This window comes from Streptomyces venezuelae, assembly GCF_008642335.1.
In the GTDB taxonomy this organism is placed as follows: domain Bacteria; phylum Actinomycetota; class Actinomycetes; order Streptomycetales; family Streptomycetaceae; genus Streptomyces; species Streptomyces venezuelae_F.
On record NZ_CP029191.1, the window covers coordinates 7,673,656 to 7,688,047 of the forward strand.

A 14,392-nucleotide genomic window follows, 5' to 3' on the forward strand; every position below is an offset into this window, starting at 1 on the left:
GTCATGAGCTCCGAGTGTCAGGTGTCTGGCCCGCCTTGTCGACCACGGCGAAGTCGATCACGGCCTCGGCCGACATGAGCGTTCCCGCCTTGCCGTACTGCGTGTCCTTGAAGAGGTAGCTCCGTGACCCGAGGAACGTGAGGTCCCGGGCGTCGAAGACCCACTCGGTGCGGGCGCCGAACGTCGTGTCGTCGCGGGCGATGCCGACGCCGGTCCGCCCGGTGACGTCCTTGGCCGTGGGCACCTTCGTGACGCCGGGGATCCTGGCCGCGGCGCGGTAGAGGGCGGCGGCCGTCTCGGGTGGCGTCACTCCGCCGAGCAGGCCGCCGATGCAGTCGAAGACGGCCTGGTCGCGCTCCGCTCCGTCGGACTTCGGCACCTCGGCGTACAGGTAGGCCAGCAGCTTCTCCGGGTCGGTGGGCAGGGTGGACAGCCAGCGGTACGTGGGCCGCCCGAGCCCCGCCGGTGTTCCGTGGGTGTCACCCAGTTCGGCGTTGATGGGCAGGGTCTCTCCCTCGCTGCGGACGAGTCCGAGTTTCCGCAGCGGGCCCGGCTCCTGGGACACCCAGGACTCCCTGTCCCTGAGCGGGCCGACCACCGCCTTGCCGCTGGTGAGGTCCGCCCCGCGGACCTTGGACCTGGTGTACGCGAACTGGTCGTCCCTGACCCGCAGCGCGTCTCCCTTGCCCGCGGCGTCGGAGATCTGGTCGAGGAGCGCCGCCGCGGGCCGCATGTCCCGTGCGTCGTGCCGGCCGGTCGCCGCGGTGGCCGGTGCGTCGTCACCGTTCGTGAGGGCGACGCCCGTGGCGAGGATGCCGCCGAGGGCGAGGGCCGTGACGGGTACGAGGAGGGCGGGGCGCAGCAGGCGGCGGGCGGAGCGGGCGCCGGGGCGGCCCTCGCGGGTCCTGCCGGTGCGGTCGGCCCGGGCGTCAGCGTGGTCGTGGTCGATGCTTCGCATCAGTCGTTCCTTGCGGTGGAGGTACTGCTCGTGCGGGAGGTCCCGATGGGCCGGGGGCGGCAGCAGCCGGGCGATCTCCTCGACGTCGGCGTCCGAACGCCGGGCCCGGGAAGAAGGGTCCGAGGCGGTCGAGGCGGTCGAGTCGGTGTCCCTGTGGTTCATGCCGTTTCCTCCCGCAGGGGCAGGGCCGCGAGCGCGGCTTCACCCGTCATCTCTCCGCGAGCGTCACGCGGTTCCCTGTCTTCTCCCGTTTTTTCGGCCGCGGACGCCTCGTCCGCGAACCGGGCGAGCTTCGCCCGCGCCCGGGACAGCCGCGACCGCACGGTGCCGACGGGAACGCCGAGCGCCTCTGCCGTCTGCTGATAGTCGAGGCCCGACCACACGCACAGCGTCAGCACTTCCCGCTCATGCCGCTTCAGCCGGCCCAGCGCGGCCTCTACGGCGTGCAGCCGCCGTGTGTCGTCGATGCGCCCCGCGACCTCGGGGGCGAAGTCGGCGACCACGGTCTGCTGCCGCTGGCGGGCCAGGAACGCCAGGCGGCGGCGCAGACCGCGCCGCGTGTTCTCCGCCTTGTGCGTGGCGATGCCCAGCAGCCAGGGCCGCAGCGAGCCCTCGTCCGGCTGGAGCCGTTCCCGCCCCCGCCACGCCGCCAGGAATGTCTCCGACATGATGTCCTCCGCGGTCGACCAGTCACCGGTGAGCCACAGCGCATGCCGGTAGACCTGCCGGGCGTACCGGTCGTACAGCTCGGCGAACGCGTCACGCTCGCCGGCTCTCACGCGTTCGCGCAGATCGTTCTCTGAGTCCCTCACGGTCACTCCCTCTCCGCCGCACCGGCGGAGTTCCCGTGACCTGCGCCATACGTCGACGGTATGGCCCATGGTGTGGGCGTGAGACGCGGGGGCAGTGTGGGGGCATGACTACGACGCTCGCCGCTTACGTCCTCGGTACGCCCGATCCGCCCGCGCTGGCCGACTTCTACCGTGCCCTGCTGGGCTGGGAGGAGGTCGAGAACAGCCCGGAGTGGGTCCGTCTGCGGCCGTTGGAGGCGGAGCGCCCCGGCCTCAGCTTCCAGCTCGAACCCGACCACACGCCCCCGACGTGGCCCCAACGCCCCGGTACGCAACAGATGCAGGCCCACCTGGACATCCAGGTCGACGACCTGGACGCGGAGACCGAGCGCGCCTGCGCGCTGGGCGCCACGGTGGAGGAGCATCAGCCGCTGAAGCACGTACGGATCCTCCGTGACCCGCACGGCCATCTGCTCTGCCTCTTCCTCCCGGGAGCGTGACCGCTGGGGCCTGATCGCCGGGAGCTTGGCCGCCGGGAGCCTGACCGACAGGCGCCGTTCAGCCGATCAGCGCCTCGGTGATCTGCCGGGACGTCTGCGCGGCGACCCGGGGGCTGACGGCGGCGTACGTCGTGTAGGCGTTGAGACCCGTGGCCAGCGCCCAGCCGCGGCCCCGGGTCCAGGTGGCCTCGTCGACGCCGAGCGCGGTGCGGAAGACCGACCGGCTTCCGGCGGACATCAGGGTGTAGGCGATCATCAGGTCGCAGGCAGGATCGCCGACACCGAGGCCGCCGAAGTCGATGACCGCGCTGAGGCGGCCGTCGACGGTCAGCAGGTTGCCGGTGTGGAAGTCGCCGTGGAACCAGACGGGTGGGCGGTCCCACGCCGGCGCGTCGAGCGCCGCGTCCCACAGCTCGGTCATGGCCGCGGCGTCGAACACGCCGTCGAGCTCGGCGATGGCGGCCCGTGTCGCGCGGTCCCGTACGGCCAGCGGTTCACCGGCCAGCCCCTCGCCGCCGCCCGCGATGTCGGCACCCCCGTCCACCGGGAGGTCCTCCGGTACGCACGCCTGCAGAGCGGTGAGGAATTCGGCGAGTTGGACGGCGGCCCGGGGTGAGTCGCCCAGCGACTCCGCGGTCGCGACCTCGCCGTCCAGCCACCGGGACACGGCCCACGGCCACGGGTAGCCGAAGTCGGGCCTGCCCACCGCGACCGGGACCGGGATCGCCAACGGCAGGTGCGGCGCGAGCCGGGGGAGCCACGCGGCCTCCTTCGCGGCCTGTCCGATCGCATCCGCGTGGCGGGGCAACCGGACGGTCAGATCGTCCCCCAAGCGGTAGATCACGTGGTCCGAGCCCGCCGGTTCGAGCAGTTCGAGAGGGAGCGCGGACCACTGCGGGAACTGCGTGTCGACGAGGCGTCCGGCCAGTGCGGCGTCGATCGCCGGACGGGGGACCGCGGTGCTTCCGGTCGTCAAGAACAACTCCTGCGCTGGGCCCACTCGTCGTGGCGGGCGGTCGGAGTCATCCCAGCGCCACACGGGCACGTATGTCGATCCATTTTCCCGGCGCCCGGCCGACCCCGGCGGTCGGATTCAGAGCCGAGTGGCGGTCCGCACGAGCCCGGCGACCGCCCGGGACCGGCTGTGGGGCGGCCACGCGATCACCGTCGTGACCTGCGGCGCGTCCACGACCGGCACACCGGCGAGGTCGTCGCCGAGCTGCGCACGGCACGACTCCGGCGCGATCCAGCACGCTCGGCCGAGCGCGATCAGCTGGAACAGCTGCGCGTGGTCCCTGGCCCGCGGGCCGGGCCCGTCCGGATACGTACCGTCGCGGCCGGGCCAGCGAGGCAGCGGCAGATCGGGCAGCCCGGCGACCTCGGCCGCCCGCACCTGCTCGCGGGCGGCGAGCGGGTGCCCGGCCGGCAGCACCACGATCTGCCCCTCGGAGTGGAGCTCCTCGGTGTCGAAACCGGCCGTGTCGTCGAACGGCAGGTGCAGCAGGGCCACGTCGGCCCGGCCGTCGCGCAGCATCGGCTCCTGCTCGCCGATCCCGCAGAGCAGCAGGTCGACGGCGACGGCGTCGGGCTCAGCCGCGTACGCGTCGAGCAGTTTCGCCAGCAGCTCGCTGGAGGCGCCCGCCTTCGTGGCGAGGACCACGCCGGGGCGGCCGGTCGCGGCGAGGGCGGCGCGGCGGGTACGTCGTTCGGCGGCCTCGACGGCGTCCAGCGCCGCCCGGGCCTCCCGCAGGAGGACCGACCCGGCCTCCGTCAGGGCCACCGAGCGGCTCGTGCGTTCCAGCAGCACCGCGTCGAGGCGCCGTTCGAGCCGGTGGATCGCCCGCGACAGCGGGGGCTGCGCGATCCCGAGCCGCTGAGCGGCCCTGCCGAAGTGCAGCTCCTCTGCCACGGCGACGAAGTACCGCAACTCCCTTGTCTCCACGGAGCAATGCTATGCCCGGATCAATACCCGTGCGGTATCGACGCCCACCCGATCGGTGTTGGCCCCCTCCCGCCGTGCCCGCGCAGGATGAACACCATGAACGGACAGAACACGAGCGAACAGAAGATCGCGCTGGTCACCGGCGCGAACAAGGGGATCGGGTACGAGATCGCGGCCGGTCTCGGCGCCCTCGGCTGGCAGGTCGGAGTCGGCGCCCGGGACGAGGAGCGCCGCGAGACCGCGGTCGCGAAACTGCGGGCGGCCGGCGCCGACGCGTTCGGCGTACCGCTCGACGTGACCGACGACGCGAGCGTGACCGCGGCGGCCGAGCAGCTCGAGAACCGCGCCGGACGTCTCGACGTGCTCGTCAACAACGCCGGGATCACCGGCAGCGCGCCGCAGACGCCGACCACGGTCGACGTCGCGACCGTGCGCGCGGCCGTGGAGACCAACGTGATCGGCGTCATCCGCGTGACCAACGCGCTGCTGCCGCTGCTGCGCCGCTCGCCGTCGCCGCGGATCGTCAACATGTCCAGTGGCGTCGGCTCCCTCACCCGGCAGACCGCCCCCGGGGGCGACACGGGCCCGATCTCCGTCGCGTACGCGCCGTCGAAGACGTTCCTGAACGCGGTCACGGTCCAGTACGCCAAGGAGCTGAGCGACACGAACATCCTCATCAACGCGGCCTGCCCCGGCTTCTGCGCGACCGACCTCAACGAGTTCCGCGGCGTCCGCACCCCGGAGCAGGGCGCGGCGGTCGCCATCCGGCTGGCGAATCTGCCCGACGGCGGCACGACGGGCGGCTTCTTCGACGACGAGGGGGAGGTGCCGTGGTGACGTGAACACCCCGTCAGGGCGGCTCCGTTCCCCATCCGTCGGTGCCCAGCCAGGTGTACGTGGGGTGCCCCTCGTGACCGCTGGTGCGGAACGGCTTGCCCTGGTCGTCGACGCGCAGCACGCCGTGCCGCTCGCCGCTGGACCACTTCAGGTCCAGGTACCACCGCACGTCGTGCAGCGCGGTGCTTGCCGTGACGAGGAAGACCTGCGGGCCGCTCTCGCTCACCGTGTACGGGAAATCGCGCTGTCCCGTCATGGGCACGGCGCGCGGCACCGCCTCGTCGAGGTCGACGGTGAAGGACTTGGCGTAGATCTGGTCCTCGCAGCGCGTCCGTATCTCGAAGTTGTTCCAGGGCAGCGGCGCGTCGCTGCTGCGCACACGGACGTCCATGGCGTCCAGGACGACCCGGTCCTTGCCGGTGCCCTGCACGGTGACCTCGATGTACTGGTGACGGGCCGACACCGCGCCGAATGCACGCAGCCGTCGTAGAGGAACGGCCGGACGCGTGTCGTCAGAGGCGGACCGGGGGCGGGGGTCTTGCTCCGCCCGGGACCGGGTCCGGGTCCTCCCTTGTCGTCGCCGCTCTGGGGAGTGCCGGGTGTTGTCCGGCCGCGATGCCCCTTCTCGTACGGCTTCCGCTCCTTCCCCTCGGCTTGGACACGGGGCGAGACGCCGGCACCGGGGCGGTCGGTGTCGACGCCCCTCTCCGCCCGGTCGGACGGCGAGGGGCCGGCGGAGCCACGGGGCGGCGGGGCGGTGGGACCGGCGATGTGCCGCTGTGTCCGTCCTTCGTCATCGCTGCCGTGCAGGGCGAGCGAGACCGAGCTGATGCCGATCACCGCTGCCAAGACGGCCGCGAGGAGGAGCACCCGCGGCCGCGGGTACGGGACCTGCGGGGAAGAGACGGCCGAGGCCCCCGCCTCCGGCACCGAACTTACCTCCGGCACAGCCCCGACCTCCGGCACCGAACCGACCACCAACACACCGGAATTGCCGACTCCGTCGGACCGCGCCCCCCTCGGCCCCCGCCCCGCGTCCGCCAGCACCCACAGCCGGTGGGCCTCCACGAGTTCCCCCGGCGACGCCGCGCAGAGCCGCACGAACCGCTCCACCGTCACGAACTCGGCCGGCACCGCGTCGCCGTTGCAGTACCGGTGCACCGCCGACGTACTCAAGCGCAGCCGCCTGGCCAGCGCTCCGTAACTGAGGCCGGACCGTTCCTTGAGTCCCCGCAGCAGTTCCGCGAGCGACTCCGCCCCGGCCCCGCCCGAACTCACCACTGGCGGTTGACGGTCGCCTTGTCCCCGGTCACCAGGCTGGCCGGTGGCACGTCGTCGGCCACGACCGCGCCCGCGGCGATCACGGCGTCGCGGCCGATGCTGACGCCGGGAAGGATCGTGGCACCGGCGCCGATCCACACGTTTTCCGCCACGTCGATGGGCCCGCCGGTGAGCCAGCTCCGGCGCTCCACGGGGTCGACCGGGTGGCCGACGGTGATGAACGTGACCTTGGGGGCGATCATCACGCGCTCGCCGATCCGGATACCGGCGTAATCCAGGAACGTGCAGTTCTGGTTGATGAACACGCGCTCCGCGAGGTCCAGATTGAGGCCGTGGTCCGTGTAGAAGGGCGGGTAGATCGTGGTTCGCGGGGGCAGGGGCTTGCCCAGGATCCGCTCGAACAGGTCTGCCTTGCCCTCCTCGTCCTCGAAAGGCAGGACGTTCAGACGGGACGTCAGCTCGGTGGCCCGCAGGACCCGCTCGGACATGGCCTTGAACTCGGGGCCGTGGATGCGCATGAACCGGTCGCCGGACATGTGAGGGTCCTTTCGTCTGGTGTTCCGAGGCCGTCACATAATCTCGTGCATGCACACTGCAGGGATCGCGGGGAGTGGCCGGACCAAGGGGGCGAGAGTGTTCCGTAAGGGCACGAGGTTGCCGGCGGGCACCGTGTTCGCGGTCTTCATGCTGCTCGTCGGCCCCAGCGCCCCGAGCGGCGCCCTCTTCGTCAGGTCGCTGCCGGTCGACGCGGTCGGCGAGATCGTGCCGGACCGGGTCATGACGTGGAACATCTGCAACCCCTGCGACGTGAGCGACATCGACCGGGCGGCGGACATCGCCACGTACGCGCCACAGGTCATCGGGCTGCAGGAGGCGTGCGTACGGGACGTCGAGCGGATCAGGAACTACCTGCGGAGCTTCTACGGCCTCGAGTACCACGTCCGGTACGGGACGGTCCTCCAGGACTGGGGCCGCTGCGGGGGAGTGCCCTGGAATCCGGGAGGCTTCGGGCAGGCGATCCTCTCGGCCGCGGCGATGACGGACCCCGTCCTCGTGGAGTATCCCGACGGCGGCTCGGAGGACCGCGGCTACATGGCCGTCACGACCACCGTGGGCGGCCGGTCGGTGCGGGTCTTCAACACGCACCTCGCCCAGCGGCAGCAGGAGTCGTTCCGGGCCGCCCAGGTCCGCGTACTGGCCGAGGCCGTCGCCCGGCACGACCGTGCGATCGTTCTCGGCGACTTCAACGCGGTGCCGGATGCCCCCGAACTCCGCCCCCTCTGGGAGTTGGCCGAGGACACGGACTCCGAGTGCCACCCCGAGCCCACGGGGCCCTGCGAGCCGACGACGGACTGGCACAGCAAGTTCGACTACGTCTTCCTGCGGGGGTTCGCCGCGCGCGAGCACCGCGTGCGGCCCACGCCGTACTCGGACCACCACATGCTGCACACCGACGTAGAGGCGAAATAGCCTAGTCCTCCTCGTCCGCCTCGTTCACGTCGTTCTTGGACGCGCGGCGCCCCCTCGTGACGGCGAGGACGCTGCCCGCGACGGCGATCACCGCGATGGCCAGGGCGATGCTGATCCCGCCCTGCGTGTCCCAGTACACGTCCTCCAGGCTGATCAGCAGCGCCGCCTCGTCGACGACGAGCGCGAGCCCCACTCCGTAGGCGAGCCCTATCCAGGCGCGCGCCCGCGCGGAGCGTTCGGCGAGGCCCGCCGCGCCCACTCCCGCGAGCAACAGGATTCCCCACACGTAGTGGTGGATGTGCACCCCGCCGGCCTGCATGTCGCCGATCCCGGCCGCGTCGATGTGGATGAGCCAGGTGAGCAGCCGCATCCCGCCGAAGGTCAGGGCGAACCCCCACCAGGCGAGGATGAAACCGCGGCGCTTCGGCGAGATGCCGGGCAGCAGACGCAGCCAGGGAGAACGGTGGGACGTCATCCGGGCTCTCCTGCCGTGGACTGCTCGCTCGTGAACCCCTCGCTCGTGTACTGCTCGCTCGTGAACTTCTCGATCAGCGCGGCGAGGGCGTCCGGCGCGCCGTAGTGGGCCGCGTGGGCGGCGCCCGGGATGTCCCGCGCGTACCCGTCGGCGACGAGATCCGCCACGCGCCGCGTCCATGCGACGGAGGCGATGGTGTCACCCGCCCCCCGTACGGCGAGGGTGGGCGCGCGGACCCGCGACAGGTTCACCTCGAATGCCGCGGCCGCGTCCCGCAGCGCGTGCCGGAAGGAGGCCGCGCAGCGCAGCGGACCCGTGACGAGGTAATCGAACCCGGCCAGCGCGAGCAGGCCGAGGGGCTCTCTGGGGGCGTCGGCGACGAGCCGCACGCATTGCCGGGCACCGGAGGCGCCCGGGTCGAGCGCGGGTCCGACCAGCACGAGGTGGCTCACCAGGCGGGGGTGGCGGGCGGCCAGGGCGGCGACCACCTGGCAGCCGACCGAGTTCGCCACGAGGACGACGGGCCCCGGCGGCAGGGCACGCTCCAGGCCGTGCGCCAGAGCGTCCGCGAGCCGTCCGACGTCGGGCGCGCGGCGTACGACGGACCGCGAGCGCCCGTTGCCCGGCAGGTCGGGCACGAGGACGCTCGCGCCGCCCGCGGCCAGCCGGCGCGCGAGCGGCACGAAGTAGCGGCCCGAGAGCCCGAGTCCGTGGACGAGCACGAAGGCCGGGCGGCCCTCGCGCGGAGGAGGCCCGTACCTGCGGGCGTAGAAGCCGACGTCAGTCATGTGATCCACATGCCCACGATCGCTTCTCGTATCGCCCAAAAGGGATGACACGCCTAAAACCTTCGAGGGGCGGTCGGCCTCCCGGTGTCTCAGGCGTTGACGTCGAAAGGCACGCCCGACGGCAGGGCCGCGGCCAGGTGACCGGGGAAGCTCGCGTCCTTGAGCCCGAAGGTGGCGCTGCCGAAGTCGTGGGCGCTCAGCTTGTCCCGGAGACCCGCCGGGTAGCCGTTCCAGCCGACCAGGGCGGGGAACTGCCAGGCGCCGCGGTGGTTCTCGGGCGGCTCGTCGCCCGCGGTCGCGGCGCGGAAGCAGTGGGTCCCGATGCCGTCCTTGTGGTAGACGACCTTCGGATGCGTGCCGTCCCAGCGGATCTGGTCGCGCGAGTGGACGCGGAACTTGCCGTGGGCCGAGGTGGCGACGTACTCGGCGCGGCCGTCCTTCACCCACACCACGACGTGCTCCCAGTCGTGCCGGTGGCCGCCGAGGCCGCTGCCGGCCACGGCCTGGTCCTTCTCGAAGTAGAGGCCGTACATGACGGCGCACCAGCCGTTGTTGCACTTGGTGCGGGAGTAGCCGTTGGTGTTGGCGAGGTCGCTCGCGTCACGGCACTGGCCGTTGACGGCACCGCTCGGCTTGAGCCCGCCGTTCACCGTTCCGTCGGGTCCGATGGCGGGCGTCGGATAACAGCCGTCGCCGTCGTAGTCGTACGCGGGCTGGAACGTCTGCTCGGTGCCGTCGGCGTTCGCGGGCAGGGCCTGTGGCGGCGCGGCGAGAGCTGGTCCGGCGAAGGCCACGACCAGGGTGAGGGCGCCGCCGACGGACAGGGAGGCGCGGCGGATCGCTCTGCTCGACTTCAGCTTCATGGGGGGTCTCCTCGGGCGCTGCGGGACGGCCGTGGGTGGCTCGGGCAGCCTTGTCATGCCCGCAACATCTCCCGGTCACGCGTACGAGGAGTTACGCGTATCCGTACGGGAGTTGACGCATGGGCATGGGGGCCGGGAGTCTCGCGCGGGGGACACGTCGGCCTTCGAGGGGGAATCAGGTGGTCTACGCACAACCGATGGCGCGGGCGGTCGTGGAACCGGCCCTGCGCGAACTGATGCAGCAGTGCGCCGACGGCCGCGAGCACTCCGCGACGGTCACGCTCGGCGGGGACGGCTTCGACATGCACGCCCACGTCCGCGTGCGTGCGACCGCTCCCGGCCGGTTCGAGGTCGCGCTCGCCTGCTGGGTCGCGAACAAGGACACGGCTCGGTACTTCGGCGACAGCCCGCCGAGCCGTGACGAGGCCCGGCTGCCTCCGGAGGGCACGGCCACACCGGACGGGTCGCTCACCGCCCGGGTGATCGGCCACCTGGCCACCCGCCTGGAGGCCGTCGACGCCCCTCGCCCGGACCGCGACGGCCACCTGGCCATCACCGTCCCCGAGGCCGCCCCTCGCGGGGGCACGGACTGAGGAAAAGGTTCACGTGTTCGAATCGCGTTGGCTCCACAGGATGCGGATCCGGCCTCGCGCCCTGAATCTGGAGGAGCAGGGGAGGAAAGCGAAGAGTCGAGAGGCAGGTACAGCCCATGTCGGTCATGGACAAGCTCAAGCAGATGCTCAAGGGGCACGAGGACAAGGCCGGGCAGGGAATCGACAAGGCAGGGGACTTCGTCGACGACAGGACCCAGGGCAAGTACTCCAGCCAGGTCGACACCGCCCAGGACAAGCTCCGGGACCAGTTCGGCTCGGACCGGTCCCAGCAGGACCCGCCGCAGAGCTAGGCGGGCGGCGCATTCGAACACGGTGCGGGCCCCCGGTCCGCCGCGTCCTTCGTGGGGCACGGCGGACCGGGGGCCGCGTGCGCTTCGACGGGTGGATCGCGGGACTCGGCACCAGTTCCGGCGTGCGGCTCGTCGTCGGTCACTGGCCGGTGTCCCCGCTGGGGCCCTTTGCCGACGTCATGGTGGAGCACGCCGACGGCCGCCGCGTGCTGCTCGCGCCGTCGCTGCGGGTCGCGGAGTTCGTCGCCGCCACCTACCGCTTCGACGACATCGCCATCTGGCCCGTGACCGTCGACGCCGGGCAGGGGCGGGAAGAGTGGACCGTGACCGCGGGGCCGCTGCGGCTCGCCTTCGAACCCGGGTCCTCCACGGCGCTCGGGCACCTGCTGCGCCTGGTCCCGGGCCGTCTCGCGCGGAGCCCCGGCTGGGCCGCCCTGTGCGACGTGCCGGCCCGTCTGCTGATGCCGGGCGTACGGACGCGCGGCAGCGCGGGCGGAGGGCGCCGCGAGTGGTACGCCGCCAGGGACCTGCGCACCCTCACCTCGGCGCGCGCGTCATGGGACGGGCAGGACCTGGGCGCACTCACCGCCGTGGACCCCCCGGTCCGCTTCGGCTTCGGGTCCGTGCCCCGCAAGCCCTCCCTGACCCGCGTCGTCACCACGGTGGAACTCCCGGACACCCAGCACCCGTGACGGACCGAATGAGCGCTCACGCGTGACCGCGCACGCCCTCACACGTTCTCCATGTCTTCGAGACTTGACCGAGAACACGCATCTATTGACGTGACTCGTTCAGGAAATTTATGGTCCCTGGACCCTCGCAAGGCGAACCAGAGTGACGGAGAACAATGACGTACTCCCTTGGTGCGCGGCCCCGCGCCGCCCGAATGACCGCGGTGCTGCTGGCCGGAACCCTCGTCGCCTCGGTGCCGTCGGTCGCCGCGAGGACGGCCGCGGACGGTGACACGACATCCGCCGCACAGTGCCGCACGGGCGACGGCTGGACCCTCGGCACCACCACCCGCGCCGATGCCAAGGACACCCACCACGCCTTCGTCGGCAACGGCTACCTGGGGCAACGCGTACCGCCCAACGGCGCCGGATACACCGACAGCGAGGCCAAGACGGGGTGGCCGTTGTTCACCCCGCGCTACGACGGATCCTTCGTGTCCGGGCTCTACGCGCACAACAAGAAGACCGCCGAGAACCGTCAGGCGGTCGCCGCCCTGCCCAACTGGACCGCCCTCACGGTCAGCACGGGCGGAGCACACGGCGATACCTTCAACTCTTCTACGCCGTCCGGCCGCATCTCCGACTACAGCCAGTCGCTCCTCCTGCACTGCGGTGTCGTCCGTACGTCACTGACCTGGACGGCCGTCGACGGGCGCCGCACCGACCTCGTCTACGAAGTGCTCGCCGACCGCACCAACCCACACGTCGGGGCCGTCCGGATGAGGATGACCCCGCACTGGAGCGGCAAGGCCACCGTCACCGACATGCTGGACGGCCGCGGCGCCCGGCGGATCCGGCAGACCGGCGGCGGCGACCGGACCGGCGGACACCGCCACGGTTCCCGGACCACGCCGAGCATGGACGTCGCCTTCCGCACGGACGGCACGAAGGTCGACGGAGCCGTCGCCTCCACGCTCCGCGCCGACCAAGGGGTCCGCGGTGCCAAGGCGCAACTGGCAAAGCGCGCAGCGAATCTGACGTCGCGCCAGGGCATCGCCCTGCCGGTCCGGCGCGGACAGTCGTACGACTTCACCAAGTACGTCGGGATCGACACGGGCCTGACCTCCCGCGCACCCCGCAAGGATGCCACCGCCGCCTCGCAGCGAGCCGCCGGCCGCGGTTGGCAGACCATGCTGCGCTCCCACACCGCCGCCTGGGCCGAGCTGTGGCGCGGCGACATCGAGGTGCGCGGGCAGCGCGAGATGCAGTCATGGGTGCGGTCCGCGCAGTACGGACTGCTCGCCAACACCCGCGAAGGCGCCGCAAACAGCATCGCGCCCGCGGGTCTGACCAGCGACAACTACGCCGGCCTCGTCTTCTGGGACGCCGAGACCTGGATGTACCCGGGCCTGCTCGCCACCCGCCCCGAACTCGCCAGGTCCGTGGTCGACTACCGCTACCGCACTCGCGCGGGAGCCCGCGAGAACGCCCGCAAGTTCGGCTACGAAGGGCTCTTCTACCCCTGGAACAGCGGCAGTTCGGGCAACCTCGCCGAGGAGTGCCACAGTGTCGCCCCGCCGCACTGCCGCACCCAGATCCACCTCCAGTCCGACATCTCCCTCGCCACCTGGCAGTACTACCTCGCCACCAAGGACACACACTGGCTGCGCGAGCGCGGCTACCCGGTCATGAAGGGCATCGCCGAGTTCTGGGCGGGCCGCGTCAGCCGCAACGAGGACGGCAGCTACTCGATCAAGGACACGGCAGGGCCCGACGAGTACAGCAACGGCGTCGACGACGCGGTCTTCACCAACGCGGGCGCCGTCACCGCCCTGCGCCACGCCACCCGCGCCGCCGAACTCGCGGGCGAGCGGCCCCCGGCCCAGTGGCGGACCATCGCCGACCGCATCCGCATCCCGTACGACGAGGGACGCAAGGTCTTCCAGCAGTACGACGGCTACAAGGGCAGCACCATCAAGCAGGCCGACACCGTCCTCCTGATGTACCCGCTGGAGTGGAAGATGCCCGAGGGCGCGGCGGCCGCCACCCTCGACTACTACGCGCAGCGCACCGACCCGGACGGCCCGGCCATGACCGACTCGGTGCACGCCATCGACGCCGCCGGGATCGGTGAGCCGGGCTGCTCCACGTACACCTACCTGGAGCGCTCCATCAAGCCGTTCGTCCGCGGCCCGTTCGCGCAGTTCTCGGAGGCCCGCGGCGACAAGGCGGGGGCCTCGGACCCCCTGTCGGGCTCGCCCGCGCACGACTTCCTCACCGGCAAGGGCGGTTTCCTGCAGACCTTCACCAACGGCCTGACCGGCATGCGGATGCGCGAGAACAGCCTCCACCTCGACCCGATGCTGCCCCCGCAGCTCGACCGCGGCGTCACCCTGCGCGGCCTCGCCTGGCAGGGGCGCACGTACGACATCGAGATCGGCGCCCGCCGCACGACCGTCCGCCTCACCGACGGCGCGCCGATGACGCTTGACACCCCGCAGGGCAAGCGGGCCCTCGGCATGGGCAGCCCGGTCGTCCTGGAGACCCGCCGCCCGGACCTGACACCCACCACCAACGCGGCCCGCTGCACCACCGCCACGGCCTCCTCCGAGCAGCCCGGCATGTACGCGGGCGCCGCCTTCGACGGCAACTCCGCGACCGCCTGGGTCCCGGACGGCGCGAATGGCCGCCTCACCACGGACCTCGGCGAGCCGGTGCGCGTCAAGAAGGCCACGCCCACCTGGAGCGACACGAAGCCTGCCGCCCATGGCGTCGAGGTCTCCCTCGACGGGCGGAACTGGCACCGGGTGGAGGCGGACGACCCGCGGCTCGCACGGTACGTGCGGGTGACGGTACGCGGCGAGGAGGGCGCGAAGAAGCACCCGGGAGTCGCGGAGCTGACGGTCAATTAG

Annotated in this window: 17 protein-coding genes and 1 pseudogene; 8 read left to right on the forward strand and 10 right to left on the reverse strand. The window is 72.0% G+C overall.

All coding sequences use genetic code 11. The features are described from left to right. Position 1: 1 nt before the first annotated feature. Both DEJ49_RS34135 and DEJ49_RS34140 read right to left on the reverse strand, forming a co-directional pair. Positions 2–1,120 (reverse strand): CU044_5270 family protein, encoded by a 1,119-nt coding sequence (locus DEJ49_RS34135; RefSeq protein ID WP_150187691.1) that lies wholly within the window; start codon positions 1,118–1,120, stop codon positions 2–4. Then, entirely contained in the window at positions 1,117–1,749 is a 633-nt protein-coding gene (locus tag DEJ49_RS34140) for an RNA polymerase sigma factor (protein ID WP_150188665.1), read from the reverse strand. The genes DEJ49_RS34135 and DEJ49_RS34140 overlap by 4 nt, the downstream gene beginning before the upstream one ends. A gap of 125 nt (positions 1,750–1,874) precedes the next feature. Here DEJ49_RS34140 and DEJ49_RS34145 point away from each other — a divergent pair, with 125 nt between their 5' ends. After that, positions 1,875–2,249 carry a VOC family protein gene (locus tag DEJ49_RS34145; RefSeq protein WP_150187692.1) on the forward strand — a complete coding sequence of 125 codons (375 nt, stop codon included), beginning with the start codon at positions 1,875–1,877 and terminating at the stop codon, positions 2,247–2,249. Positions 2,250–2,307: 58 nt separating this feature from the next. Here the strand turns inward: DEJ49_RS34145 and DEJ49_RS34150 are convergent, their stop codons facing one another. Beyond that, on the reverse strand, positions 2,308–3,225 hold the full coding sequence (locus DEJ49_RS34150) for an aminoglycoside phosphotransferase family protein (protein ID WP_150187693.1): 918 nt from the start codon (positions 3,223–3,225) through the stop codon (positions 2,308–2,310). Between the two features lie 117 nt (positions 3,226–3,342). Beyond that, positions 3,343–4,191: a LysR family transcriptional regulator gene (locus DEJ49_RS34155; protein ID WP_150187694.1), complete on the reverse strand. Its 849-nt coding sequence runs from the start codon at positions 4,189–4,191 to the stop codon at positions 3,343–3,345. Positions 4,192–4,287: 96 nt separating this feature from the next. Between DEJ49_RS34155 and DEJ49_RS34160 the strand changes: the two genes are divergently transcribed. Further along, a complete protein-coding gene (locus DEJ49_RS34160) occupies positions 4,288–5,028 on the forward strand; it encodes an SDR family oxidoreductase (protein WP_150187695.1) in 741 nt (246 codons plus the stop codon). A gap of 13 nt (positions 5,029–5,041) precedes the next feature. Here DEJ49_RS34160 and DEJ49_RS34165 read toward each other — a convergent pair whose 3' ends face one another. Further along, complete coding sequence (locus DEJ49_RS34165; protein ID WP_150187696.1) at positions 5,042–5,491, reverse strand: hypothetical protein; 450 nt, start codon at positions 5,489–5,491, stop codon at positions 5,042–5,044. A 366-nt stretch (positions 5,492–5,857) separates the two neighbouring features. On the opposite strand from DEJ49_RS34165, the gene DEJ49_RS37045 reads away from it, so the two are divergent. After that, positions 5,858–6,232 (forward strand): hypothetical protein, encoded by a 375-nt coding sequence (locus tag DEJ49_RS37045; protein WP_411757261.1) that lies wholly within the window; start codon positions 5,858–5,860, stop codon positions 6,230–6,232. Here DEJ49_RS37045 and DEJ49_RS34170 read toward each other — a convergent pair. Both DEJ49_RS34170 and DEJ49_RS34175 read right to left on the reverse strand, forming a co-directional pair. After that, positions 6,157–6,309 (reverse strand): annotated as a pseudogene (locus tag DEJ49_RS34170) (helix-turn-helix domain-containing protein); the annotation flags it as partial. The gene DEJ49_RS37045 and the pseudogene DEJ49_RS34170 overlap by 76 nt on opposite strands. After that, entirely contained in the window at positions 6,303–6,845 is a 543-nt protein-coding gene (locus tag DEJ49_RS34175) for a DapH/DapD/GlmU-related protein (protein ID WP_150187697.1), read from the reverse strand. The pseudogene DEJ49_RS34170 and the gene DEJ49_RS34175, both read right to left, overlap by 7 nt. Positions 6,846–6,894: 49 nt before the next feature. Here DEJ49_RS34175 and DEJ49_RS34180 point away from each other — a divergent pair, with 49 nt between their 5' ends. Next, positions 6,895–7,779, forward strand: a complete 885-nt coding sequence (locus DEJ49_RS34180) for an endonuclease/exonuclease/phosphatase family protein (RefSeq protein ID WP_150187698.1) — start codon at positions 6,895–6,897, stop codon at positions 7,777–7,779. Between the two features lies 1 nt (position 7,780). On the opposite strand, the gene DEJ49_RS34185 is transcribed toward DEJ49_RS34180, so the two are convergent. The 3 genes from DEJ49_RS34185 to DEJ49_RS34195 all read right to left on the reverse strand — a co-directional run bounded on the left by DEJ49_RS34185 (position 7,781) and on the right by DEJ49_RS34195 (position 9,905). Beyond that, positions 7,781–8,254 (reverse strand): hypothetical protein, encoded by a 474-nt coding sequence (locus DEJ49_RS34185; RefSeq protein WP_150187699.1) that lies wholly within the window; start codon positions 8,252–8,254, stop codon positions 7,781–7,783. Next, the gene (locus DEJ49_RS34190) at positions 8,251–9,042 is read right to left on the reverse strand and encodes an alpha/beta fold hydrolase (RefSeq protein WP_150188666.1); all 792 of its coding nucleotides are present in this window, start codon (positions 9,040–9,042) and stop codon (positions 8,251–8,253) included. Before DEJ49_RS34190 ends, DEJ49_RS34185 begins: the two co-directional genes overlap by 4 nt. Positions 9,043–9,131: 89 nt before the next feature. After that, a complete protein-coding gene (locus tag DEJ49_RS34195; RefSeq protein ID WP_411757219.1) occupies positions 9,132–9,905 on the reverse strand; it encodes an NPP1 family protein in 774 nt (257 codons plus the stop codon). A gap of 179 nt (positions 9,906–10,084) precedes the next feature. Here DEJ49_RS34195 and DEJ49_RS34200 point away from each other — a divergent pair, with 179 nt between their 5' ends. From DEJ49_RS34200 to DEJ49_RS34215, 4 genes are all read left to right on the forward strand, one after another. Then, a complete protein-coding gene (locus DEJ49_RS34200; RefSeq protein WP_223833111.1) occupies positions 10,085–10,498 on the forward strand; it encodes a hypothetical protein in 414 nt (137 codons plus the stop codon). A gap of 116 nt (positions 10,499–10,614) precedes the next feature. Further along, on the forward strand, positions 10,615–10,809 hold the full coding sequence (locus DEJ49_RS34205) for an antitoxin (RefSeq protein ID WP_150175109.1): 195 nt from the start codon (positions 10,615–10,617) through the stop codon (positions 10,807–10,809). A gap of 77 nt (positions 10,810–10,886) precedes the next feature. Continuing rightward, positions 10,887–11,501, forward strand: a complete 615-nt coding sequence (locus tag DEJ49_RS34210; RefSeq protein WP_150187700.1) for a hypothetical protein — start codon at positions 10,887–10,889, stop codon at positions 11,499–11,501. Between the two features lie 155 nt (positions 11,502–11,656). After that, positions 11,657–14,392, forward strand: a complete 2,736-nt coding sequence (locus tag DEJ49_RS34215) for a discoidin domain-containing protein (protein WP_150187701.1) — start codon at positions 11,657–11,659, stop codon at positions 14,390–14,392.

Bases quoted from the DNA above. Each gene is read 5' to 3' on its own strand.
- DEJ49_RS34135 (WP_150187691.1), bottom strand. From the start codon at position 1,120: ATGAACCACAGGGACACCGACTCGACCGCCTCGACCGCCTCGGACCCT.
- DEJ49_RS34145 (WP_150187692.1), top strand. From the start codon at position 1,875: ATGACTACGACGCTCGCCGCTTACGTCCTCGGTACGCCCGATCCGCCC.
- DEJ49_RS34160 (WP_150187695.1), top strand. From the start codon at position 4,288: ATGAACGGACAGAACACGAGCGAACAGAAGATCGCGCTGGTCACCGGC.
- DEJ49_RS37045 (WP_411757261.1), top strand. From the start codon at position 5,858: ATGCCGATCACCGCTGCCAAGACGGCCGCGAGGAGGAGCACCCGCGGC.
- DEJ49_RS34175 (WP_150187697.1), bottom strand. From the start codon at position 6,845: ATGTCCGGCGACCGGTTCATGCGCATCCACGGCCCCGAGTTCAAGGCC.
- DEJ49_RS34180 (WP_150187698.1), top strand. From the start codon at position 6,895: ATGCACACTGCAGGGATCGCGGGGAGTGGCCGGACCAAGGGGGCGAGA.
- DEJ49_RS34185 (WP_150187699.1), bottom strand. From the start codon at position 8,254: ATGACGTCCCACCGTTCTCCCTGGCTGCGTCTGCTGCCCGGCATCTCG.
- DEJ49_RS34190 (WP_150188666.1), bottom strand. From the start codon at position 9,042: ATGACTGACGTCGGCTTCTACGCCCGCAGGTACGGGCCTCCTCCGCGC.
- DEJ49_RS34195 (WP_411757219.1), bottom strand. From the start codon at position 9,905: ATGAAGCTGAAGTCGAGCAGAGCGATCCGCCGCGCCTCCCTGTCCGTC.
- DEJ49_RS34205 (WP_150175109.1), top strand. From the start codon at position 10,615: ATGTCGGTCATGGACAAGCTCAAGCAGATGCTCAAGGGGCACGAGGAC.
- DEJ49_RS34215 (WP_150187701.1), top strand. From the start codon at position 11,657: ATGACGTACTCCCTTGGTGCGCGGCCCCGCGCCGCCCGAATGACCGCG.